The following is a 23,120-nucleotide window of genomic DNA, read 5'->3' as shown; positions in this document are numbered from 1 at the left end:
CTGCGAGCCGCCGCCGAGACCACAATGACGGGCCTCTGGGACCGCATCGGCGATATCCTCAAGGCCTTCACACCCCAGGAATGCGCCAACTACTTCCGGCATGATGGCTATACGTCAACTTGAGCGGCGAACGCTCTAGGACGCGCTGTCCAGCACCGCAGGGCTGCGGTCCGCTCGAGGGCGAAGATCAGGCCCGCCAGAAGCCCACAATCGTCTTGACCTCGTCGACCACCGGATCGGCGAGAGCGGCGGCGCGTTCGGCCCCGTCTTTCAACACGCGATCAATCTCGGCGGGATCGTCCATTAGTCGGCGCATCTCGGCGGTGACCGGGGCCATGGAGGCGACGGCGAGGTCGGCGAGGGCCGGTTTGAAGGCGCCGAAGCCCTGGCCGGCGAACTCGGCCAGCACGGCCTCGCGGCTGATGTCGGCCAAGGCCGCATAGATGGTGACGAGGTTCTTCGCCTCGGCGCGGCCCTCAAGGCCGTCCAGCGTCTCAGGCAAGGCGTCGGCATCGGTGCGGGCCTTGCGTATCTTGGCGACGATCGTGTCGGCGTCGTCGGTCAGGTTGATGCGCGACTGGTCCGACGGGTCTGATTTAGACATCTTGGCCATGCCGTCGCGAAGCGACATGACGCGCGGCGCCGGACCCTGGGTCAGAGGCTCGGGCAGGGGGAAGAAGCCGGGCGCGTTGAAGTCGGTGTTGAACTTCTGGGCGATGTCGCGGGTCAGCTCCAGATGCTGTTTCTGGTCCTCGCCGGTCGGCACCTCGGTGGCCTTGTAGAGCAGGATGTCGGCGGCCTGGAGCACGGGGTAGGTGTAGAGGCCGACCGAGGCGCGCTCCTTGTGCTTGCCGGTCTTCTCCTTGAACTGGGTCATCCGATCCAGCCAGCCGAGCCGGGCGACGCAGTTGAGGATCCAGGCCAGTTCGGAATGGGCGCGCACGGCCGACTGGGGCCAGATGATCGAGCGCGCCGGATCCAGCCCCGAGGCCAGATAGGCAGCGGCGATCTCGCGCGTCTGCGCGGTGAGCAGGGCCGGATCCTGCCACACAGTGATGGCGTGCAGGTCGGCCACGAACAGGAAACAGGGCGCGCCCGTGTCCTGCAGCTGGGTGAACCGCTTCAGCGCGCCGAGATAGTTGCCCAGGTGCAGGGCGCCGGAGGCCTGAATGCCGGACAGGACGCGACGCGGGCCCTCATAGACAGGCGAGGCGGCGGGGGCGGACGCGGGGACTTCGAGCATGGGGCGGCAATGCCCCAAGGGACCCGTCGGGGCAAGACGTCAGTCGCGCGACGGACTCATCGGCCGCGGCGGAAAAGACCCTTGACCTCGGCCAGGGTCATGGCGCGCGTGGCGAAGGCCAGGCCGATATAGACCAGCCCGCCGACGACGGTGACCAGCAGCAGGGTGATCTCCTTGGCCCCGTGTGCCGATCCGACGGTCGCCAGCATCTGCTCGACCGGGCCTTGCAACCATGGTCGCCCCCACGAGGCGGCGGCGACGACGACGCCGAGCCCCACGGCCGCGAGCAGGATTCGCAGCAGGCGCGAGGTGGCCGCCAAGCTCGGCCGGTAGTGGTCGCGTCGCCACAGGGCACCGCCCAGCATCAGGGCATTGGCCCAGGCCCCGATGCTGATACCCGCGGCGATACCGGGCACGCCGAGGCCCACGTTGTACAGCGTCAGCATGGAGATTGCCCCGACCGCGACATTGACCAGGGCGAAGGTCATCGGCGAACGCGTGTCGCTGCGCGCGAAGAAGGCCGGGGCCAGGATGCGGATCAGCACAAAGGCCGGCACGCCCCAGCCGAAGTGGAACAGGGCCTGGGCGGTGGCGACGGCATCGACCTGAAGGAAGGCTCCACGCGTGAACAGGGCGTCGATCAGGAAATAGGGCATGGCTATCAAGGCCGCCGCCGCCGGAAGGGTCAGGGCCATGGACAGGGTCAGGGCCTCGTCCATCGCCGTCTGCTGTTGATCATGGTCCTGCGAGGCCACGGCGGCGGACATGCGCGGCAACAGGGCGATGCCGATGGCCACTCCGACCAGGCCCAGCGGCAACTGGTACAACCGGTCCGCCGTCGCCAGCCACGACCGGCCCCCGGCCTCGAAGCTGGCCAGATTGCCCGAGATGAAAACGTTGATCTGGGTCGCCGAATTGCCGATCGCGGCGGGCACGGCGGTGATGATGATGGCCTTCACCGCCGGGGTCAGGCGCGGCAGGCCGATACGGATGTTCGCCCCGGCCTTCCTGACCGCCCACCAGCACAGTCCGGCCTGGGCGATCCCCGCGACCAGCACCGCCCAGGAGGCGGCGTGGGCCGCCCCGATCTGGTCGCCCGCCGCCGGAATGACGGCGACCAGCATGATCAGGTTCAGCAGGATCGGATAGGCTCCCGAGACGATGAACCGGCCCCGCGCGTTCAGCGCGCCGGACAGCAGAGCGGCCACCGCCATGCAGGGTAGATAGGGCATGGTGATCTGGGTCAGGATCACGGCCAACTTGAAGCGCGCCGGATCGTCCAGGAAGCCGATGTTGATCACCGTCATGATCCACGGCATCGCCAGCTGGGCGACGATGGTCAGCAGCACGGTGACCACGGCGACGGCGGCGAGGGCATCCGTCGCCACCTGATCGGCGGCGGCCTCGCCGTCGGTGTTCAGCGTCCGGGCGTAGGCGGGCACGAAGGCCGCCGCGAAGGCCCCCTCGGCGAAGATGCGGCGGAACAGATTGGGGAAGCTCAGTGCCGTGTTGTAGGCGTCCGCCGCCGGACCGTTCGAGGCGCCCAGCGCGGCGGATATGACAAGGTCGCGAGCGAAGCCGGCGAAGCGGCTGATCAGCGTAAGGCCGCTGAAGATCGCCGACGATCGCATCATGCCGCCGCGTCGGACCGGAGGGGTCCCGGCCGCCTCGGGCTGGGCGGGCGAAATCAGGTCGCCGGGCTCGGGCGGAGGCGCGGGCGGGGAAGGAGGCGGCGTCTGGACTGTCACGGGGGCTTCGACTGGAGGTTCGTCAGCGCCTTAACCTGCTTCCGGTCCCCGCGATACGGGGCGTGGCCATGGTTTGGCGCGGCCGAACTCCGAAACGTCGCGCATGGAAGCCCTGACGGGGGCGGAGACGCCGGGCGCGCCGGGGGCGCGGCGGTCCAGAACCCTTTCCAGCGCCTCGCGCAGCCGGTCCAGCTTCCGCCCCGGCTTCGGCTTCCGGCCTTTCAGGTCGGTAACGTAAAAACTGTCCACCGCCCGCTCGCCGAAACCTGCGATGTGGGCCGAGCGGATCGACAGGCCGTGGTCGGCGAAGACCTGCGCCAGCTCGGCCAGCAGGCCCGGCCGATCGGCGCCCGACACCTCGACGACGGCGGCGGTGGCGGTCTCGTCCAGATCGATCATGGCCGTAGGGCGCACGTCGAAGGCGGCGCGTCGCGGGTTGACCACGGGTGGCGGCGCGGCGGCGGTCGGGGGCGCATCGCCCCTGGCGGCGGCTTCCAGCAGGGTTGTCAGCCGGGTCAGGCGGCGGGGCTCCGCTTCGCCATAAGGGCTGCCCGCGCCGTCGTGAACCTCGAACACGTCCAGCGCCATGCCGTCGTCGGCCGTGGCCACCCTGGCCCCGACCACGTCGGCGCCGGCCCGCGCCAATGCCCCGGCCAGGTCAGCGAACAGGCCGGGACGGTCGCGCGCGGCGACGGCGACGAGGGTGGCCGAGCGGATGTCGTCGCCGTCGCCCCGTTGTGACAGGGCTTCGGCCGCCGCGCCCGATGCGCGCGCCCGCGCCACCAGTTCCGGATGATCAGCCAAGGGGTCGGCGCGGGTCACGTCCTCGCCCCGGAACATGGCCTCTGTGCGCTGATAGAGATCGCGCATCAACTGTCCCTTCCAGCTGTTCCACACGCCCGGCCCCACGGCGCGCACATCGGCCACGGTAAGGATCAGCAGCGTCCGCAGGCGCTCCGGGTCACCGACCAGATCGGCGAAGGCGCGGATGGTGCCGGGGTCCGACACGTCGCGCTTCTGGGCATAGTCGCTGAGCGCCAGATGGTGGCGCACCAGCCAGATCACGAACTCCGTGCGGCGCGGATCGAGGCCCAGCCGGTCGCAGGCGCGCCGCGCGGCGATGGCCCCGTCCTCAAGCTGGCCCCGGTCGCCGCCCTTGCCCACGTCATGCAGCAGCATGGCCAGCATCAGGGCCTCGAAGTCGTCGACGCGGTGGACGATCTCCGTCGCCGTCGGATGTTCGGCCTTCAGCTTGCCGCGCCAGATGTCGTTGATGATGCCGATGGCCTGCAGCGTGTGCTCGTCGACCGTATAGGCGTGATACATGTTGAACTGGGTCTGGCCGACGATCCGCCCCCACTCGGGCAGGAACCGGCCCAGCAGGCCCGTCTCGTTCATCAGCGTCAGCACGCGATAGGGCCTCTGACCCTGCGCCAGCACGTCAAGGAAATCGCGCGTCGCCTCCGGGTCGCGGCGCAGCGACGGGGTGACCAGCGACAATGACCGGCTGACCGCCGAGAAGGCCTCGGGATGCAGGTCCAGATCATGCTCGTCCGCGACCCGGAAAAGGGTCAGCAGCTTGCTTGGATCGGCCGTGAACACCTCAGGCCCCTTGACCGAAAGGCGGCCCGCATCCTCGATGAATCCCTCGACGCCCAGCTTGCGCTTGCGGCCCGGGATCAGGCGCGACAGGCTCATCGTCGGCTTTTGCTGACGCGCCTCAAGCTTGGCCGACAGGGCGCGGGTCAGGGCACCGACGTCTCTGGCGACCAGAAAATATCGGCGCATGAAACGCTCGACCGCCGGCTCGTCGCCTCGCCCCCGCCAGCCCATGCGCCGCGCCACCTCGGGCTGGAGGTCGAAGGTCATCTTTTCCTCGGCCCGCCCGGCGGTCAGGTGCAGGTGCGCCCGCGTGCGCCACAGGAAGTCGAACGCCTCTTCGAAGGTCCGTCGCTCGCGCGCGGTCAGCAGGTCGTCCATGACCCGCGCGCCCAGCGGGCTGTCGGGGGCCAGCGAGCGGGCGATCCAGAACAGGGTGTTGAGGTCGCGCAGACCGCCCTTGCCGTCCTTGACATTGGGTTCGACGCGATAGCGGACGGCACCGGATTTCTGGTGTCGCAGGTCGCGCTCTTCCAGCTTGGCGGCGATGAAGGGGCGCGGGTCGGCCTTGACCACCAGGGCGCGGAAGCGGGCGATGAAGTCCTCGGCCAAGGCCGTGTCGCCGGCCAGATGGCGCGCCTCCAGCAGGCCGGTACGCACCGTCATGTCCGATTTCGCCAGCGACAGGCATTCGTCGACCGATCGCGCTGACTGCCCGATCTTCACGCCCAGATCCCACAGGACATAAAGCATGAATTCGATCACCTGCTCGGTGCGCGGTATCGGCTTCCACGGTCGCAGGAACAGCAGGTCCAGGTCCGAGAACGGCGCCAGCACCCCGCGCCCGTAGCCGCCCACCGCGATCAGGCTCAGCCGCTCAGCCTCGGTCGGATTGGGCGCCGGATAGAGGGCTTCGGTGGCGAACCGCCACAGGGCGGTCAGCATGTCGTCGGCGGCGGCGGAATACAGACGGGCGACCTCGACGCCGTCGCCGCCCGCCTCCAGACGCCGAGCCGCCCGGGCGCGGGCCGCGTCCCAGCTCTGGCGCAGGATCGAGACGGCGGCGCCGCGCGGATCGGCGGCGACGGCGGCCTGCGCCCACAGCTCCGGTCCCGGCGCGGCGGCAGGGACGACATCGGGGACGCGGCGAGGCCGGACGCTCATGGCCCCGAGTATAGACCGCCGCCGCTCCCGATGCGAACGATGCGCGGCCCGCATCCCGGATTACGCCGCGTCCGCGTGCTGGACTTCGCCCGGGCCGAAATCAGCGCTTGATCGCCTTCAGCCGGTAGAGCGCTTCCAGCGCCTCGCGCGGCGTCAGTTCGTCCGGCTCGATGACCGAAAGGGCGTCCTCGACGGGGCTGGACGGTGGCGGCGCGGCGCGTTCGGCGACCGCGAACAGGGGCAGGTCGTCCAGATTGATCGCTGCCGTCTTTTCCTGCTCCAGCCGCTGCAGCACCTGCCGTGCGCGGGCCACCACGGCGGGCGGCACCCCGGCCAGCCTGGCCACCTGAACGCCATAGCTGCGGTCGGCGGCGCCGGGCGCGGCTTCATGCAGAAAGACCAGCTCGCCGTTCCATTCGCGGACCCGCATCGACAGGTTGCAGACATGAGCCAGCCGTGTCTCCAGCCCGGCCAGCTCGTGATAGTGGGTGGCGAACAAGGTGCGGGCGCGATTGTGGTCGTGCAGCGCCTCGGCCGTGGCCCAGGCAATGGCCAGACCATCGTAGGTGGCCGTGCCGCGCCCGATCTCGTCCAGCACGATGAAGGACCGCTCGGTTGCCTGGGTCAGGATGGCGGCGGTCTCGACCATCTCGGTCATGAAGGTGGAGCGGCCACGGGCCAGGTCATCGCCCGCGCCGACGCGGCTGAACAGCCGGTCGACGACGCCCAGCCGCATCGACCGGGCGGGCACGAAGGCCCCCGCCTGGGCCAGAACGACCAGCAGGGCGTTCTGGCGCAGGAAGGTGGATTTGCCGGCCATGTTGGGGCCGGTGACGATCGACAGGCGGGCCCCCGTCCTTTCAGAACTGGCGGCACCCGATCCGTCCAGCCTGCAGTCATTGGGCGTATAGGGGTCGCCTTGCGCCTTCACCGCCGCCTCGACCACCGGGTGGCGACCGCCCGCGACCTCAAAGCCCAGAGTGTCGTCCACCACCGGCCGGACCGCGCCGACCTCCTCGGCCCATTCGGCCAGCGCCGCATGGGCGTCCAGCTCGGCCAGGGTCTCGGCCACGGCCTGCAGCGGCTGGGCCAGCGACTGGACTGTGCGCCGCCACATCTCGAAGGTCTCGCCCTCGATGGCCAGGGCGCGGTATCCGGCCTGGCTGATCTTCGCATCCAGCTCCGACAGTTCGACGGTGGTGAAGCGGACCTGGTTGGCCAGGGTCTGGCGATGGATGAAGGGGCTGTCGCCGGTCGGTCGCAGCAGGGGCTCGGCCGCCTTGGCCGAGGTCTCGAGAAAATAGCCGAGCACGGCGTTATGGCGGATCTTGAACGGCACCCCCGTCTCGGCGACCGCGCGCGCCTCAAGATCGGCGACGACCCGGCGGCTGTCGTCGCGCAAGGTTCGCGCCTCCTCCAGCTCCGGCCGGAAGCCGGCGGCGACGAAGCCCCCGTCGCGGACCAGATGCGGCGGCTCGGCGACCAGCCCCTCGGCCAGATCGACCAGCAGACGGCCGAGATCGGGCGAAAGGGCCAGCCGATCGAGGGCGGCGACGATGCGGGCGGGCGGGCCGTTCAGCGGGTCGCGAGCGGGTGGAAACAGGCCGGCGATACCTTCGGCGACCGACAGGCCGGTGCGGACGGCCCCCAGATCGCGCGGCCCGCCGCGGCCCAGCACCAGCCGCGACACGGCGCGGGCCACGTCCGACGACGCCTTCAGCCCGTCGCGCAGGTCCCGACGCAGGTCGCGCCGTTCAACCAGCCATTCGACGGCGTCGAGTCCATGGTTGATGGCCAACGGATCGCGCAGCGGGCGGGCGATCCGCTCGGCCAGCGCCCTTGCCCCGCCCGAGGTGACGGTACGGTCGATACAGGCCAGCAGCGACCCGTCGCGCTCGCCGCGCTGGGTGCGATCGATCTCGAGGCTGAGCCGGGTGGCCGGGTCAATGGCGAGGAAGCCGCTGTCGCCCGAGCGGCGCGGCGGCGACAGGGCGGGGATCTTGCCGGCCTGGGTGGTTTCCAGATAGGCGGCGATCAGGCCCAAGGCCGAAACCTCGGCCTCCTCAAAGGCACCGAAGCCGTCCAGCGCGGCGACGCCGTACAGCCGCTCGACGCGGGCCCGCGCCCCGACCGGCTCGGCCAGCGCCTGTGGCAGGGCCTGGACCACGCCGCCCGAGCCGTCGAGCGCGGCCTTGGTCGCCTCGTCCGAGAACAGGCGGTCGGGCACGAGGACTTCGGACGGGCGGAAGGACGACAGGGTCGCGCCGAGGTCTTCCAGCGAACAGGCGACGGCATCGACCGCGCCCGCCGACAGCTCGACCACGGCGACGGCGGCCCGGCCCTTGCGCACCGCCACGGCCGCCAGCCGGTTGGCCCCGCGCGCGTCCAGCAGACTGTCCTCGGTCAGGGTGCCGGGCGTGACGACGCGGACGATGTCGCGATGCACCACCGCCCTGGAGCCACGCTTGCGGGCCTCGGACGGCGCTTCCAGCTGTTCGCAGATGGCGGCCTTGAACCCTTGCCGGATCAGACGCGCGAGATAGCCATCCAGCGCATGCACCGGCACCCCGGCCATGGGGATGTCCTCGCCCAGGTGCTTGCCGCGCTTGGTCAGGGTGATGCCCAAGGCCTTGGACGCAATCTCGGCGTCCTTGAAGAACAGCTCGTAGAAATCGCCCATGCGGAAGAAGACTATCGCGTCCGGCTGGCTGGCCTTGGCCGCCAGGAACTGGGCCATGACCGGCGTCGTCCCTTCGGAAGAGGGGACCGCGTCGGCTTTCGGAGGGTGGACGAGGGGCGCGTTCATGGGAAAGCCGCAAGGTGAAGGATTGCGCGGGCGCGCTCAAGCGTCTTGCGCAAGCTGTGCCACGCTGCGACAACCCCGGCAGGCGGTAAAGGGAACGCGGTCAGACACCGCGGCTGTGCCCGCAACTGTAGGCGGCGAGACTGACGATCGATCCCGAGCTTCGGCTTCGGCGTCACTGGCCCATTCCTTCGGGAATTGCCGGGAAGGCGTGATCCTCAGTTTTTGACCCGCAAGCCAGGAGACCTGGCCGCCGACGTCGCTCGCCCGCTGTCCGGGACCAGACAGAGGCGTGGGACCAACCCTTCCGTTTGCGCGGAAGCTGTTCCGTCGAAGCGACCCGGCCCAAGCGCCGTGCCCTGTTTCAGGGCCGGGTCGGTCGCGTTCACCTGCCGCCGCGCAGCGCCAGCGCGGGGCCGACGGAGATCCGCGCATGACGCGATCCATTCTCTATGCCACGGCCGCGGCCGTGCTGTTTCCCCTGTCCGCGCACGCCCAGCAGGCGGACGACCCCAATGTGACCCTGCCCGAGGTGGTGGTCACCGCCACCCGCCTGCCGGCCATCGTCGCCGATACGCCGGGCGCGCGGGTCATCGACCGCGCGGCGATCGAGCAGCGGGGGGCGGTGTTCGCGGCTGACATCCTGAGCGACGTGCCCGGCCTGTCGGTGGTGCGGTCCGGCGCCTTCGGCGGCGTGGCCCAGGTGCGCATACGCGGCGCCTCGCCCGGAAAGACGCTGGTGCTGATCGACGACGTGCCCATCAACGATCCGGCGGAGGTCAACGGGGCGTTCGACGTCTCGGGTCTGGAGCTGTCGGATATCGAGCGGATCGAGGTGCTGTCCGGTCCGCAGTCATCGCTTTGGGGGTCGGACGCCATCGGCGGCGTGATCGCCTTCACCACCCGCGAGATCGACGGGCTGGCGGCTGAACTGGAGGCGGGGTCCTTCGAGACCTTGCGCGGCCGGCTGGCGGCGGGGGTATCCGCCGAACAGTACGGCTTCGGGGCCTGGGTCTCGCATTTCGACACCGACGGCATCTCCGCAGCCGACACGGCGGACGGCAACCCGGAAGCCGACGGCTTCACCTCGACCACGATCGGCGCCAAGGGCCGCTACGCCTTCGCGCCAGACGTGGACGTGGATGGATCGGTCCGCTGGACCGGCAGCGACGCCGACCTCGACGGCTTCCCCGCTCCGACCTTCGCCCTGGCCGACACGCTGGACACCCAGTCCAGCGAGCAGTGGTCCGGCTTCGGCCGGCTGCGGCTGAACGCGCTCGGCCTGGCACATCAGTTCAGCGTTTCGGCGTCGGACATTGCACGTGAAACCGTCTCGGCCTTCCCCTCGACCTTCGAGGCTGACCGGCGGGTCCTGCGCTGGCAGGCCGATGGCTCGACCGCGGGTGTCGACTTCGTCATCGGGGCCGAGCGCGAGGACACCCAAGGCAGCCTGTCCACCGGCCTGGCCGAGGACCTGGGGACCACCTCTGCCTTCGCCACGGCGCGGATCGAGCCGACGGACCGACTGAGCTTGACCGGCGCGCTGCGCTTCGACGACAGCGACGATCTCGGCTCGAAGATTACGGGCCGGGTCTCGGGTGCGTTTGACGCGGGCGCGGGCTTCGCCCTGTCGGCGGCTTACGGGACGGGATTCAAGGCCCCGTCGATCAGTCAGGCGGTGTGCGATTTCTGCTTCTCGTCCAGCCCCTTCCCCGTCCTGCGCCCCGAAACGGCGGAAGGCCTCGAGGGCGCGATCGGCTGGCGCTCGGCGGATGGACGTATCGATGGACGGGCGACCCTGTATCGTCTGACCGTCGAGGACCAGATCACCTACGTCTTCGATCCCGCGACCTTCGACAGCGCTTACGTCAACGTCGCCGAGACGGCGACGGACGGGGTGGAACTGGAGGGCCGGGCGGCGCTGGGCGCGGGCTTGGATCTGACGCTCGCCTATAGCTGGTCGGAAGCCAGGGACGAAACCACCGGCGCACGGCTGTTGCGCGTGCCGGAAAAGTCGGGATCGGCCACCCTGGGCTGGAGCGGTGAACGGCTGTCGGGTGCGCTGACGCTGCGGGGCGAGAGCGATCAGGATGACGCCGGCGGGGTCAGAGCGGGTTTCGTCACCGCTCATCTGAACGGGTCTTACACCCTGACCGAAACGGTCAAGCTGACGGCGCGGATCGAGAATCTGGCGGACGAGCGGTATCAGCAGGTGTTGGGCTACGGCGAGCCGGGCCGGTCAGCCTATGTCGGGATCAGGCTGCGCTACTGACCCGACCACGTCCTTGGGAATTGGGGCCGGCGGCGGCCATCGCCGTCGCCGGCTCAAGCTGCAGGGCGGCCCAGTCCAGGGCGGGGGCGGGGGCGTGGGCGGCGGCGATGACGGCGCGCAACTCGGCGGCCGAGCCCACGCTGGTCACCACGGCGGAAACCTCGGGGCGACCCATGACGTAGGCCAGGGTCGCCTGCATCGGATCGATTCGCGCCTCGGCCAGACGGAGACGGATACGCGACAGGGTCGGGGCGTGGCGGTGCATCTCCGGCGGCAACGCCTCGCCGCTGATGAACAGCAGCCCCCCGGCGAACACCGCGGAGGCATGCACGGCCACGTCCAGCCCGGCCAGTTCGGACAGGACGCCACTGTGTTCCGCGCGCTGGTCCAGCATGTTCAAGGGCAGTTGCACCACGTCCGGCTGGAAGCGTCGCGCCAGCAAGGCGGGGCCGTCCTCGATCGTGGCACGGAAACCGATGCGCCGATAAAGACCGCGATCCTTCAGCGCCAGCAGACGATCCCACAAGGCGCGGCCTTCGGCCCCGGCCAGATCGGAGGCGCTGGACACCAGCAAGGTGTCCCCGCGCGGCAGGCCGAGACGCTCGAGCGAGCGACGGGCGCGGGCCTCGACACGATCCACCCCGTCGGCGATGGGCACCGTCCGCACAGTGACCTGAAAAGGAGAAGGGAAGGGCCAGGCCTGACCCAGCCAGCGCTCGCTGTCGCCGTCCGGTCGGGTGGCGATGCGGTTGACGCCGGAATCGGCGGCGGTCTGGAGCAGGAAACGCAGCGATTCCTCACGCGCTCCGGCGGGCGCGGGAATGGCCCGGTCCGGCGCGTGCACCACGGCCAGAGCGAGTTTGTCGACCGGAATCTGGGCTCGGCTTGGGATCACAACGGGACTGTGACGGCGAAAGTTTAAGGTGCCCCTTCCAAGACCTTGCGCGAACCTTACCTCGCGAACGGTGGTTTCAGTCCACAGTCTGCGCCAAGGCGGCCAGAACGCCCATGCCGTATCGGTCCAGCTTGGTCTGGCCGACGCCCGAGATGTGGCCGAGCGTCTCGAGATTTTCCGGCTCGGCGAGGGCGATTTCCAGCAATGTCTTGTCCTGGAAGATCACATAGGGCGGGACGCGCTGTTCTGCGGCGCGGTCGCGGCGCCAGGCGCGCAGGGTCTCGAAGCGGGCGCGGACGTCGGCGTCCATGGTTTCCAGCGCGGCGTTGCGTCCGGTGCGGACACGTTCTTTGGAACCGACGACCCGGGCGGGGGTCAGGCGCACCTCGACGACGCGTTCGCCGCGATAGACGGCGCGGACGGCCTCGGGATCGCCGATCCGGACCAGCGGCTTGCCCTCGTTGGGGTCCTCGACCAGCAGGCCCTCGAACATCAGGTGATCGACCACATCGCGCAGGGTATGCAGGGCGATGTCGGCACCGATGCCCCAAGTCGAGAGGGCGGTTTCCCACGGCTGTACCTCCTTGGTCTTGCCCAGCAGATGGTCGATGACGCGGGTCTTGCCGAACCGCGCGCCGAGCCGTTGCACGGCCGCCAGCGCCTTCTGCGCCGGGACGCTCGCATCAAACACTGCGGGCGGGTCCAGACAGATGTCGCAAACGCCGCAGGGCTGGGCGTCTGTCTCGCCGAAATAACGCCGCACCGTCTGAGGGCGACACGTCGCGCCGTCCAGCATGGCGAACAGCTGGCGGGCCTTCCTGACCTGTACGGCCTTGACCTCTTCGGCCATGGGGCGGCCGTCGAGCCGTTTCAGGGTCCAGGCGATGTCGGACGGGCCGTACAGGGTGATGCCCTCTGCGGGTTCGCCGTCCCGGCCCGCGCGGCCGATCTCCTGCCAATAGGCTTCCAGCGAGCCAGGCGGATCGGCGTGGATGACGAAGCGGACGTCGGCCTTGTCGACCCCCATGCCGAAGGCAATGGTCGCCACCATGACGGCCCCGTCCTCGGCCAGGAAGCGCTCAAGCCGCCGGTCGCGATCGCGGGCGTCCATGCCGGCGTGATAGGCGATGGCGTTGGTCCCGGCGGTCTTCAGGGCATCGGCGACCCGTTCGCAGCCGTCACGAGAGCCGCAGTAGACCACGCCGGACTTGCCGCGCCGGGCGCGCACCAGATCGATGACGGCGGCGTCGGTCTTGGCCCGCGAGGCGTTCTCCTTGCGCACGGCCGACAGCTGAAGGTTCGGGCGGGCGAAACTGTCGACGACGACCCTGGCGCCTTCCAGCCTCAGCGAGCGGACGATGTCGTCGCGGGTGCGGGCATCGGCGGTGGCGGTCACGGCGATCCGCGGCACGCCGGGGAACAGTTCGGTCAGACGGCCCAGGGTGCGGTAGTCGGGGCGGAAGTCGTGGCCCCACTGACTGACGCAATGGGCCTCGTCGATGGCGATCAGGCTCAGCGGCAGGTCGTGCAGCCGGTCGATCAGATGCGGCTGGGCCAGACCTTCGGGCGAAACATAGAGCAGGTCCAGTTCGCCCGCGCGCGCCCTGCTCCAGATGGCCGAGCGGTCGTCCATGGAGACGCCGGAATCCAGTCGCGCCGCCGCCACGCCCTGCTGTTTCAAGGCCTCGACCTGATCGGTCATCAAGGCGATCAGGGGCGAGATGACCAGCCCCAGCCCGGGGCGCAGCATGGCCGGAATCTGGTAGCAGACCGACTTTCCGCCTCCGGTCGGCAGCACGGCGACGACGTCGCGGCCGGCGAGGATTTCGGTCGTGACCTCGGCCTGCAGACCGCGGAAGTCGGCGTGGCCCCAGACCCGCTCCAGCGTCGCGCGGGCGTCCGCGAGCGAGGGCGCGGCGGCGGGAGCGAGAAGCGAGTCGGTCGGCATCGCGGCCTTGTGCCCGTTTTGTACCGCCGTGTGAACGGTCGAATGGACCGCCGTCAGCGCGGCTCGACCACGACGTCAGCCCGGATCGAATTCGCGCTATAGCGGTCGACGACGAGCCGTGCACGACCGCGCCGCCGTCGAAGGTCCAAGCGTGCCGGCGGCTGTAGCGGTTGTCGGCGCAGGCCTGGCCGTACCGGCTCCATTCCACGGTCGCGAGGTGTTCGCTCATAGCGATCTCCGGATCGTTCGGCCGCCACATCACCCGCGATGACCGAACCGTGTAGCTGTCGCGGTGCGAGATAAAGCCCGGCGCGCTTGCTCCCGCCTGCGACCCGCCTTATCCCCGGCGCATGGCCGAGCCCCTTATCTGTCCATCCATCCTCGCCAGCGATTTCGCCCGTCTGGGCGAGGAGGTCGCCGCCCTAGAAGCCGCAGGCGCGGATTGGCTTCACGTCGACGTCATGGACGGGCATTTCGTGCCCAACATCACCCTGGGCCCCGATGTGGTGAAGGCGTTGCGTCCCCACACCTCGCTGCCCTTCGACGTCCATCTGATGGTCGCGCCGGTCGACAACTGGCTGGAGGCCTATCGCGAGGCCGGGGCCGACATCCTGACCGTCCACCCCGAAAGCGGCCCGCACCTGCATCGCACCCTGGGCCGCATTCGCGATCTGGGCGCCAAGGCCGGCGTGGTGCTGAACCCCGGCACGCCGTTGGCTGTGCTGGAAGACGTCATAGACCGGGTCGATCTGGTGCTGTTGATGTCGGTCAATCCCGGCTTCGGCGGTCAGTCCTTCATTGAAAGCAGCCTGCGCAAGATCGAGCGGACCCGCGCCCTGCTCGACGCGGCCGGGTCGAAGGCGCATCTCCAGGTCGACGGCGGCGTCACGGCCGCCAACGCCGGGGCCTGCGTCGCCGCCGGGGCCGACGCGCTTGTCGCGGGCACCGCTGTGTTCCGCGGCGGCCCGCCCGCCTATGCCGCCAACATCCGGGCGCTGAAGACAGCGTGAGCCCGCTCGGTCCTTTCGCCCGCGCCGAAGACGACGCGACGCCGCAGGGAGAGATTCCTGGTCTGCGCGGCGCGCCGATGCGGACCCCCGTCCGCGCCGGTGCTGCCGCCACGGCGGCGGACCAGTGGCCCGGCCTTGTCGCTCGGCTGCTGACCCGACAGGTGTGGATCGAACTCTACGGCCTGCCCGGTTACGCGATGACCCTGAAGGGCCGCGTCGCCCAAGGCTTCGCCGCCACGCCGCGCGATTTCCGCCCCGTCGATCCCACCTCGGGCAAAGGCCTGCTCGGCGGCAAATTCATTCTCGCCGGATCCGGTCTGGAAGCCCCCGCCCCCGAGGATCCGTGGAACCGGCCGAGTCCGACCCGGGCCTTCGCCGGCGAGCTCCACGGCTTCGCCTGGATGCCCGCCCTGATGCTTCAGGGCGAGGTTGGCGCGCGCGAGGCCCTGCGCCTGACGCTGGCGTGGGCCACGACCTTCGCGCGCTGGTCGCCCTTCGCCTGGGGACCGGACATCCTCGGTCGCCGGACCTACCGAATCGCCTGCGCGGCCCGGCGCATGTCGCAGGTCGCGCCCGAGGCCGAACGCCTCCGGCTGGCCGACGTCCTCGGCCGTCAGGCGCGCCAGCTTCTTCGGCCGCCCGGCGGCGCGGCTGGAATGGCCGAGCGCCTGACCGCAGCGGCGATCGCCGGTTGCGCCCTGTCCGGTCCGCCCGGCGCCTCGGTCCGCCGCCGCGCTCTCGGCCGCCTGCCGCAGGCTCTGGCTCGCGCGATCGCTGGCGACGGTGGCCACGCCTCGCGCAGCCCGGAAGCCGGGCTTGAATTGCTGCTCGACCTGCTGACGCTGGAAGACGCCCTGGCCCAGGTCTCCGAACCCACGCCCGACGCCGTGCGCGGCGCGATCCAGCGCCTGACCCGCGCGCTCCGCGTCCAGACCCTGCCGGACGGGCGGCTGACGACCATGCAGGGGGGCGGCCCCTCCACCCCCGCTCGCGTCGCCGCCGCCCGGACGCACGACGAGAGCGCGCGCGGCAAGGACGCCGATCCTTCCGGCGCGGTGGGCGGAGTGGTCCGCATCCGCAGCCCTCTGTTGACGGTCGTGACCGACACGGCCCCGCCGGCGCGCGACGCCTGGTCCACCGGCGCCTGCGCCCAGCCTCTGGCGCTCGAGATCGTGTGCGGCAAGGACCGGCTGGTTACCGGCTGCGGCTGGACGCCGCGCGCCCTTGAGCGTCAGGGCCTGCGCCTGCCGCCGGGCCATTCGACCCTGACGCTGGGAGAACGCTCCATGGCCGAGCCCCTGGGCGGCTGGAAGGCCGATCTGATGGGCGCGCGCCTGATCGGGCGGCCGTTGCACCTGGAGACTCACCACCGCGAAGGCGAGGGCGCGGTCTGGCTGGAGGTCGAGCACGACGGCTGGGTGCACGACTATGGCCTGCTGCACCAACGCCGCCTGTATCTGGACCAGCGCCTCGACGAACTGCGCGCCGAGGAGCGTCTGCACCCCGCCCCCGGCCAGAGGGAGGTGGTGCGCGCGATAGCCGCCCCGTATGCCGTGCGCTTCCAGCTTGAGCCGGGCGTCCAAGCGTCGCTGGCCCGCGACCGGCGCTCCATCCTGCTGCGCGGCCATTCGGGCCGCGGCTGGTGGTTCCGCACCGACGGACCCGACGTGGCCATCGAGCCGGCGGTCCACATCGTCGACGGCCTGACGCGCCGCTCGCTGCAGATCGTCGTGCGCGGCTCGGCCCGCACCGATTCCGAGACCAAGATCCGCTGGAAGCTGAGCCCCGCCGGCGCGGGAAGCGACCCGTCCTGAAGGTCGCCTCTCGCCTCACGGCGCAACGGGCTATTATGCCGCGCCACTTGAGGCCGCCGGAGTCAGAGACCATCTGACCACCACGCGGTACAGCCTTTCCGTCTACAGGACCGAACGATGAGCCTCGCCGACCCGACCACGACCTCCGACGACCTGATCAAGGACGGTTCCGACGCCGGCTTCATGGACGATGTGATCGCCCAGTCGAAGATACAGCCGGTCATCGTCGACTTCTGGGCCACCTGGTGCGGCCCCTGCCGCCAGTTGACTCCGGCGCTGGAAAAAGCGGTCCGCGCGGCGCAGGGCGGGGTCAAGCTGGTCAAGATCGATGTCGATCAGAACCCGGCCTATGCGGGCCAGCTCCGCGTCCAGTCTATCCCCACCATCTTTGCCTTCGTCGACGGCCAGCCGATCGACGGCTTCCAGGGCGCGGTTCCCGACAGCCAGCTGAAGGCCTTCATCGAGAAATTGACCGGCGGACCCGGCATCAACTCCGACGTCGAGCAATTCCTGTCGATGGGCGAAGAGTCCCTGTCGTTGAGCGATTCCGGCGGCGCTGCCCAAGCCTTCGCCCAGGTCCTGACGCTGGAACCGGCCAACGAAACGGCCATCGCCGGCATGGCGCGGGTCTATCTGGCCGACGGCGACGCCGATCAGGCGCGCCAGACCATCGCCATGGCCCCGGTGGATTCGAAACACCCGACCGTCCAGTCCGTCCGGGCCCGGCTGGCCCTCGCCTCGTCCGCGCCCGTCGGTGCCAGCGCCGCTCTGGAGGCCCGGGTGGCCGCCGATCCCACCGATCTTCAGGCCCGTTTCGACCTGTCTCTGGCCCTGGCCTTGGCCGCCGACCTATCGGGAGCGGTCGATCATCTGCTGAAGATCGTCGCCGCCGACCGCGACTGGAACGACCATGCCGCCCGCAAGCAGCTCCTGGTCGTCTTCGACGCCGCCGGGGCCACGTCCGAGATCGCGCGCGACGGGCGTCGTCGCCTGTCCTCCATCCTTTTCGCCTGAGGAGACCGTCGTGGCCCAGGGTTATGTGAAGACCATCGACCTGCCGCAGGTCATTCCGGTGTTCCCTCTGCCGGGCGCGATCCTGCTGCCGCGCGGCCAGCTACCGCTCAACATCTTCGAGCCGCGCTATCTGAACATGGTCGACGACGCCATGGCCGGGGACCGCATCATCGGCATGATACAGCCCACCGCCGGCTCGCGGGGGCTGCCCAGCCTGTCGCCCGTCGGCTGCGCCGGACGCATCACCAGCTTCGCCGAGACGTCTGACGGCCGCTATCTGGTCACCCTGACCGGCTGTGCCCGCTTCCGCCTGGCCAGCGAACTGCCGACCCAGACCCCCTATCGCCAGATCCGCGCCGACTTCACCCCCTTCGAAGCGGATCTGGGCGCGCCAGACGCCGACGGGGCGGCGCTTGATCGCGACAATCTGCTGGAAGCCCTGGGTGCCTATCTGGAGACGCGCGGCCTCGACATCGACTGGGACACGGCCGAAGGCGCCCCGCCCGAAGCCCTGATCAACAGCCTGTCCATGGCCCTGCCGTTCGAGGCGCCCGAGAAACAGGCGCTGCTTGAGGCCGTCAGCCTGAACGACCGCGCCGCCGTCCTGACCGCCCTGATGCGCATAGACGCCGCTGACAACAGCGACGGCGAACCCCAGTCGATGCAGTGAGGGGCTACCGGTGCCGAGTTGGCACCGAGCACGGTTGGCCCCTAGAATGACTTCATGAGTGACGCCTTCCACACCCCCGCCTCGGTCGATCCCCGCCTGCTCGAGGTGCTGGTCTGCCCGGTCACGCGCGGCAGGCTGACCTATGACCGCGACCGCCAGGAACTGGTCTCGAAGGGGGCCAAACTGGCCTATCCGATCCGCGACGGCGTGCCGATCATGCTTCCGGAAGAGGCGCGGACGCTGGACTGACGGTCTCCTGCCCATGCGCTGAGCGAACAAGCAGCAGACGTCACACCGCCTCGCCCCTCAACAACTGCGGCAGGTCACCGGACGCGCCGCCCGCCTCGTGCATGAAGGCGCGGCGCAGGAGGCCGATGCGGTTGACCGCCGCCATGCCCAGGTCGCGTGCCAACCGGATCGGCGGCAAGTCGTTCGAGAAGAGCCGCACGAAGCCGTCGAACCCGGCCGCCAGCGCCGTATTGTCGAACCGCCGCCAGCGCGAATAGCGGTCCAGCACCGTCTCCGAACCGATGTCCTCGCCCAGCCGCATGGCCTCGATCAGCACTTCAGCCAGGGCGGCGGAGTCCTTCAGCCCCATGTTCAGCCCCTGCCCGGCGACCGGATGTACCGCATGGGCCGCGTCACCGATCAGAGCGACGCGGGGCGCGGTCAGCCGCTCGGCAAGTTGCAGCGTCAGGGGATAGACGACGCGCGGTCCCACGACCGTGACGTCTTCCATAAAGTCGCCGAAGCGCCGCATCAGATGGGCGTGGAAGGCCGCGTCCGACGCCGCAACCAAGGCTTCGGCGCGGCGCGTCGTCTCCGTCCACACCAGGCTGGCGCGACGCTCCGTCAGCGGCAGGATGGCGAAGGGGCCTGAAGGCAGGAAATATTCGTGCGCCACATTGCCATGGTCTCGTCCCAGGGACACGGTCGCCACGACGCCGCTCTGGCCATAGCCCCAGCCAACGACGTCGATCTTCGACATCTGCCGGACCAGCGAGACGCGGCCCTCGGCCCCTACCACCAGCGAAGCCTCCAGCGTCGCGCCGTCCTTCAGCGTCACCCGTGTCCGCGCTGGACCGGGTTCGATCGCGGCCATGGCGGCGGGTGTCCGAACCTCGATCCCGGCGGCGGTCACGGCCTCCGCGAGGGCGGCGCGGATGCGGCGGTTCTCGACCAGATAGCCCAGCGGCTCGCCCGCCGTGCGGTCGCCGATCTCGTCCGCGTCGAAGCGCAGGAAGGCCGAGGAGGGGTTTGGCGACGCCGCGCCCGGCCGACGGCCGTCGGTGACCAGAATGCGATCCATCCGGCAGGCGTGCTGCCGCAAGCCCTCGCCGACGCCCAGGGCGTCGAGCATGCGGAAGGTCGAGAAGGCGATGGCCGTCGAGCGGCCGTCGAAGGTCGGCGCCAACTGGGTCGCGAACGGCTGCGGATCGACCAGCGCGACCTTCAGCCCGCCTTGTGCCGCAGCGAGGGCGAAAGTCGCCCCGGCCATGCCGGCTCCGGCGATGATGACGTCATAATGGTCGGTCGTATTCATGGGCCGTTTGTCGCGCCGCAGAGCCCGAACGTCCAGTGCGGCAAAGCGCGGCGAGGGGAGTGGGTCGCCTTCGCCTCTCGCGCCTCGCCAGGTAAACAGCCTCTTAACCCTGAGCGGGCGACAACAGCGGGACTGATCGACTGCCTGGAGCTCCCGCCGCATGTCCGCCGCCCTCGCCATCGGCCAGCGCGCCTTCGACGGTGCCCGCATCCTTTGGTTCGCGCCCTTCGTCGTGCGTTTCCGGGGCGTCCTTCAGGCCCTGTTGTCGACCCTGCTTCTGGTCGCCTTGATCTCGTGGAATCCGTCTGACCCCAGCCTGAATGTCGCCTCGGGCGCGACGGCGACCAACTGGCTGGGCGCCAACGGAGCCCTTTTCGCCGACCTGTTCATGCAGTCTCTGGGGCTGACGGCCTGGCCCGCGACCCTGTTGCTGATCGCCTTCGGACTGGCCGGCGCCATCGGCGACGCCATCCAGCAGCGGCTCAAGCCCACCGCCATCAAGGCCCTGTCCGCGACCGGCGGCGTCCTGGCCCTGTCCGCCGTTCTGTCGGCCCTGGCCCTGCCCGCCGCATGGCCGCTGGCCGGCGGCCTTGGCGGCCTGTGGGGCGACGCCATCGTCAGCCTGTTCCGCATGGCCTTCGCGGGATTCAGACTTCCCGGGGCCGCGATCGCCGCCGCCGTAGTCTTCCTGCCTCTGGCCTTGTGGGGCATCGGCTACGCCATCGGCCTGCGTTTCGCCGATCTGGGCGACGGCTGGGCCTGGGCGAGCGGAGGGCGACGCCACCCCGCGCCCGCCGCCGACGCCCGTCGCGACCGCGCCAAGGCCCCGCCGCGCGCCCGGCCCGCGCCAGAACCCGGGATGGACGACGGCGTCGCCTTCGGCACCGCCGACGGCCCGCGCTGGGATCAACCCGTCCCCGCGCGCGGGGTGCCCGAGCCGAAGGTCGCCGCCGCCAAGGTTCCCAAGACGCGCAAGGAGGCCGACGACAGCCAGGCCGCCTTCGATTTCGCTCGTCCCTCGGGCGGTTTCGACCTGCCCCCCCTGTCCATGCTGACCAAGCCCGCCAAGCGCGTCGCCTCGGTCGATGAAGAGGCCCTGAAGCAGAACGCCAAGATGCTGGAGGGCGTGCTGCAGGAATTCGGCGTGCGCGGCGTGATCGACCAGATCCGGCCCGGCCCTGTCGTCACCCTGTACGAACTGGTACCCGCCCCTGGGGTCAAGCATGGTCGCGTCGTGGCCCTGTCCGACGACATCGCCCGGTCGATGAGCGCGCGCGCCTGCCGCATTTCCGTCGTGCCCGGCCGCAACGCCATCGGCATCGAACTGCCCAACGCCCGACGCGAGACCGTCTATCTGCGCGACCTGCTGGCCTCGACCGAATACGACAAACCCGCCCATCTGCTGCCGCTGGCGCTGGGCGAGACCATCGGCGGGGAGCCCTATGTCGCCGATCTGGCGCGCATGCCGCACCTGCTGATCGCCGGCACCACGGGGTCGGGCAAGTCCGTCGGGGTGAATGCCATGATCCTGTCGATCCTGTACCGCCACAGCCCCGCCGAGTGCCGCTTCATCATGATCGACCCCAAGATGCTGGAGCTGTCGGTCTATGACGGCATCCCGCACCTGCTGGCCCCGGTCGTCACCGACCCCAAGAAGGCCGTCGTCGCCCTGAAATGGACCGTGCGCGAGATGGAGGACCGCTACCGCCGCATGTCCAAGCTCGGCGTGCGCAACATCGCCTCGTACAACGAACGCGCCCGCGAGGCCGTGGCCAAGGGCGAGCATTTCGAACGCACGGTCCAGACCGGTTTCGACGACCAGGGCCGCCCGATCTATGAATCCGAGAAGATCCGCCCCGAACCCCTGCCCTTCCTCGTCGTCGTCATGGACGAGATGGCCGACCTGATGCTGGTCGCCGGCAAGGACGTCGAGGGCGCGGTCCAGCGTCTGGCCCAGATGGCCCGCGCCGCCGGCATCCACCTGATCATGGCCACCCAGCGTCCGTCGGTCGACGTCATCACCGGCACCATCAAGGCCAATTTCCCGACCCGAATTTCTTTCCAGGTCACGTCCAAGATCGACAGCCGTACCATCCTCGGCGAACAGGGCGGCGAGCAGCTGCTTGGCCAGGGCGACATGCTCTACATGGCCGGCGGCGGCCGCATCACCCGTTTGCACGGGCCGTTCGTGACCGATCAGGAGGTCGACGAGGTCTGCAAACACCTGCGCGGCCAAGGCGAGCCGGACTATCTCGACCTCATCACCGACGATCCGGACGGCGATGGCGACGCGGCCTTCGGCGACGAGGGTGGTGGTGGCGGGTCCGGAGACGACCTCTATGACCGCGCCGTGGCCGTGGTCACCCGTGACCGCAAGGCCTCGACCAGCTACATTCAGCGCCGCCTGCAGATCGGCTACAACCGCGCCGCCTCCCTGATCGAGCGGATGGAGCAGGAGGGCGTCGTCAGCCAGGCCAACCACGCCGGCAAGCGGGACATTCTGGCGGGTCCGCCGCCGATGTAGACGTGAAGGCGGCGATCGATACGCCGCCTGTACAACATGAGACCCTTCAGCCTCGGCTTGTCCCAGGATGACGGAGTGATTGAACCTGACAGCTCGCGGGAACCGTCGTTCATGAATGGCGCTTCATCCCGTCGCCGGAATATGGTCAGGCTCAGGTCACGCCGCTGACAGATCGATCCGGCATCAACGCCCTCTTCGACAACCATCCCGAACGGGAAACCGTCCATGCCTATCTCCAACCCCGACCTGTCGCGCCGCGCCTTTGCACTGGGCTCAGCCGCCATCACGGCATTCGCCGCCCTGCCCGCCGCCGCACAGAACGCGCTGTCGGTGGACGACCGGCGCGCCGTCACCCAGGCGCAGGCCTATCTTCAGGGCCTGTCGGCCGGCCAGGGCAATTTCGTCGAGACCTCCGGGGCCCAGCGCCGCGAGGGGCGCTTCTGGCTGCAGCGCCCGGGCAGGATGCGGTTCGAATACACCATCCCCGCCGGCCTGCTGGTGGTCGCCGACGGCTCGAACGTGAAGCGCTTCGATCCCCGCCTGAACGTCTTCCGCCAGGTGCCGCTGAGTGCGACGCCGCTGTCGACCTTCCTGGCCCGCGACATCCGTCTCGACCGTGGCGTGACGATCACCCGCGTCACCCGCATGGCCTCGGGTGCTTTCGCCATCACCGCCCGCGACCAGTCTCGCCCCGGCGACGGCATGGTCATCCTGTCCTTCGCCGGCACTCCGTTGCGTCTGCAGGAGTGGACGATCACGGACGCTCAGGGCGCGCGAACCCGCACCCAGTTGACCTCCCTGGAACGCACCTCGGGCCTGGCCGCCAGCCTGTTCCAGCTGCGCGATCCGACCCAGCGGCCGCGCCGCAACTAG

At 69.9% G+C, this 23,120-nt stretch carries 15 protein-coding genes and 1 riboswitch; of the genes, 8 read left to right on the top strand and 7 right to left on the bottom strand.

Features of this window, described 5'->3' with window-relative positions; all coding sequences use genetic code 11:
• Nucleotides 1–187 precede the first annotated feature (187 nt).
• From trpS to mutS, 4 genes are all read right to left on the bottom strand, one after another.
• The gene (gene trpS, locus ACESMO_RS11705) at nt 188–1,243 is read right to left on the bottom strand and encodes a tryptophan--tRNA ligase (protein WP_372708323.1); all 1,056 of its coding nucleotides are present in this window, start codon (nt 1,241–1,243) and stop codon (nt 188–190) included.
• 56 nt (nt 1,244–1,299) lie between these two features.
• Complete coding sequence (gene murJ / locus ACESMO_RS11700; RefSeq protein ID WP_372708324.1) at nt 1,300–2,877, bottom strand: murein biosynthesis integral membrane protein MurJ; 1,578 nt, start codon at nt 2,875–2,877, stop codon at nt 1,300–1,302.
• Between the two features lie 144 nt (nt 2,878–3,021).
• Entirely contained in the window at nt 3,022–5,754 is a 2,733-nt protein-coding gene (gene glnD / locus ACESMO_RS11695; RefSeq protein WP_372708322.1) for a [protein-PII] uridylyltransferase, read from the bottom strand.
• A 100-nt stretch (nt 5,755–5,854) separates the two neighbouring features.
• On the bottom strand, nt 5,855–8,560 hold the full coding sequence (gene mutS, locus ACESMO_RS11690; RefSeq protein WP_372708321.1) for a DNA mismatch repair protein MutS: 2,706 nt from the start codon (nt 8,558–8,560) through the stop codon (nt 5,855–5,857).
• Nucleotides 8,561–8,611: 51 nt separating this feature from the next.
• Nucleotides 8,612–8,826: riboswitch (cobalamin riboswitch) on the top strand.
• 164 nt (nt 8,827–8,990) lie between these two features.
• Here mutS and ACESMO_RS11685 point away from each other — a divergent pair.
• Nucleotides 8,991–10,829 (top strand): TonB-dependent receptor plug domain-containing protein, encoded by a 1,839-nt coding sequence (locus ACESMO_RS11685; RefSeq protein ID WP_372708320.1) that lies wholly within the window; start codon nt 8,991–8,993, stop codon nt 10,827–10,829.
• Here the strand turns inward: ACESMO_RS11685 and ACESMO_RS11680 are convergent.
• The gene (locus ACESMO_RS11680) at nt 10,813–11,724 is read right to left on the bottom strand and encodes an aldo/keto reductase (RefSeq protein ID WP_372708319.1); all 912 of its coding nucleotides are present in this window, start codon (nt 11,722–11,724) and stop codon (nt 10,813–10,815) included. The two genes, ACESMO_RS11685 and ACESMO_RS11680, sit on opposite strands and share 17 nt — an antisense overlap.
• A 76-nt stretch (nt 11,725–11,800) precedes the next feature.
• Nucleotides 11,801–13,672, bottom strand: coding sequence for a DNA helicase RecQ (gene recQ, locus ACESMO_RS11675; RefSeq protein ID WP_372708318.1), 1,872 nt, complete (start codon nt 13,670–13,672; stop codon nt 11,801–11,803).
• A gap of 350 nt (nt 13,673–14,022) precedes the next feature.
• Between recQ and rpe the strand changes: the two genes are divergently transcribed.
• The 5 genes from rpe (at nt 14,023) to ACESMO_RS11650 (ending at nt 18,429) form a co-directional block, all read left to right on the top strand.
• Nucleotides 14,023–14,682, top strand: a complete 660-nt coding sequence (rpe, locus tag ACESMO_RS11670) for a ribulose-phosphate 3-epimerase (protein WP_372708317.1) — start codon at nt 14,023–14,025, stop codon at nt 14,680–14,682.
• Complete coding sequence (locus ACESMO_RS11665; protein ID WP_372708316.1) at nt 14,679–16,496, top strand: heparinase II/III family protein; 1,818 nt, start codon at nt 14,679–14,681, stop codon at nt 16,494–16,496. Before rpe ends, ACESMO_RS11665 begins: the two co-directional genes overlap by 4 nt.
• Nucleotides 16,497–16,613: 117 nt before the next feature.
• Nucleotides 16,614–17,510 carry a thioredoxin gene (trxA, locus tag ACESMO_RS11660; RefSeq protein WP_372708315.1) on the top strand — a complete coding sequence of 299 codons (897 nt, stop codon included), beginning with the start codon at nt 16,614–16,616 and terminating at the stop codon, nt 17,508–17,510.
• 10 nt (nt 17,511–17,520) lie between these two features.
• Nucleotides 17,521–18,180, top strand: coding sequence for an LON peptidase substrate-binding domain-containing protein (locus ACESMO_RS11655; RefSeq protein WP_372708314.1), 660 nt, complete (start codon nt 17,521–17,523; stop codon nt 18,178–18,180).
• 54 nt (nt 18,181–18,234) lie between these two features.
• Nucleotides 18,235–18,429: a Trm112 family protein gene (locus ACESMO_RS11650; protein WP_372708313.1), complete on the top strand. Its 195-nt coding sequence runs from the start codon at nt 18,235–18,237 to the stop codon at nt 18,427–18,429.
• A 40-nt stretch (nt 18,430–18,469) separates the two neighbouring features.
• On the opposite strand, the gene ACESMO_RS11645 is transcribed toward ACESMO_RS11650, so the two are convergent.
• Nucleotides 18,470–19,723 carry a UbiH/UbiF/VisC/COQ6 family ubiquinone biosynthesis hydroxylase gene (locus ACESMO_RS11645; protein WP_372708312.1) on the bottom strand — a complete coding sequence of 418 codons (1,254 nt, stop codon included), beginning with the start codon at nt 19,721–19,723 and terminating at the stop codon, nt 18,470–18,472.
• A gap of 160 nt (nt 19,724–19,883) precedes the next feature.
• Here ACESMO_RS11645 and ACESMO_RS11640 point away from each other — a divergent pair, with 160 nt between their 5' ends.
• Entirely contained in the window at nt 19,884–22,247 is a 2,364-nt protein-coding gene (locus ACESMO_RS11640; protein ID WP_372708311.1) for a DNA translocase FtsK 4TM domain-containing protein, read from the top strand.
• A gap of 225 nt (nt 22,248–22,472) precedes the next feature.
• The gene (locus ACESMO_RS11635) at nt 22,473–23,120 is read left to right on the top strand and encodes an outer membrane lipoprotein carrier protein LolA (RefSeq protein WP_372708310.1); all 648 of its coding nucleotides are present in this window, start codon (nt 22,473–22,475) and stop codon (nt 23,118–23,120) included.

It is taken from the genome of Brevundimonas sp., from assembly GCF_041688735.1.
In the GTDB taxonomy this organism is placed as follows: Bacteria; Pseudomonadota; Alphaproteobacteria; order Caulobacterales; family Caulobacteraceae; genus Brevundimonas.
This window is presented reverse-complemented; position numbering and strand designations above follow the sequence as displayed.

Coding starts and splice junctions, on each gene's coding strand:
- ACESMO_RS11650 (WP_372708313.1), top strand. CDS start 18,235: ATGAGTGACGCCTTCCACACCCCCGCCTCGGTCGATCCCCGCCTGCTC.
- mutS (WP_372708321.1), bottom strand. CDS start 8,560: ATGAACGCGCCCCTCGTCCACCCTCCGAAAGCCGACGCGGTCCCCTCT.
- ACESMO_RS11635 (WP_372708310.1), top strand. CDS start 22,473: ATGCCTATCTCCAACCCCGACCTGTCGCGCCGCGCCTTTGCACTGGGC.
- glnD (WP_372708322.1), bottom strand. CDS start 5,754: ATGAGCGTCCGGCCTCGCCGCGTCCCCGATGTCGTCCCTGCCGCCGCG.
- ACESMO_RS11685 (WP_372708320.1), top strand. CDS start 8,991: ATGACGCGATCCATTCTCTATGCCACGGCCGCGGCCGTGCTGTTTCCC.
- recQ (WP_372708318.1), bottom strand. CDS start 13,672: ATGCCGACCGACTCGCTTCTCGCTCCCGCCGCCGCGCCCTCGCTCGCG.
- trxA (WP_372708315.1), top strand. CDS start 16,614: ATGAGCCTCGCCGACCCGACCACGACCTCCGACGACCTGATCAAGGAC.
- ACESMO_RS11645 (WP_372708312.1), bottom strand. CDS start 19,723: ATGAATACGACCGACCATTATGACGTCATCATCGCCGGAGCCGGCATG.
- ACESMO_RS11640 (WP_372708311.1), top strand. CDS start 19,884: ATGTCCGCCGCCCTCGCCATCGGCCAGCGCGCCTTCGACGGTGCCCGC.
- rpe (WP_372708317.1), top strand. CDS start 14,023: ATGGCCGAGCCCCTTATCTGTCCATCCATCCTCGCCAGCGATTTCGCC.
- trpS (WP_372708323.1), bottom strand. CDS start 1,243: ATGCTCGAAGTCCCCGCGTCCGCCCCCGCCGCCTCGCCTGTCTATGAG.
- murJ (WP_372708324.1), bottom strand. CDS start 2,877: ATGATGCGATCGTCGGCGATCTTCAGCGGCCTTACGCTGATCAGCCGC.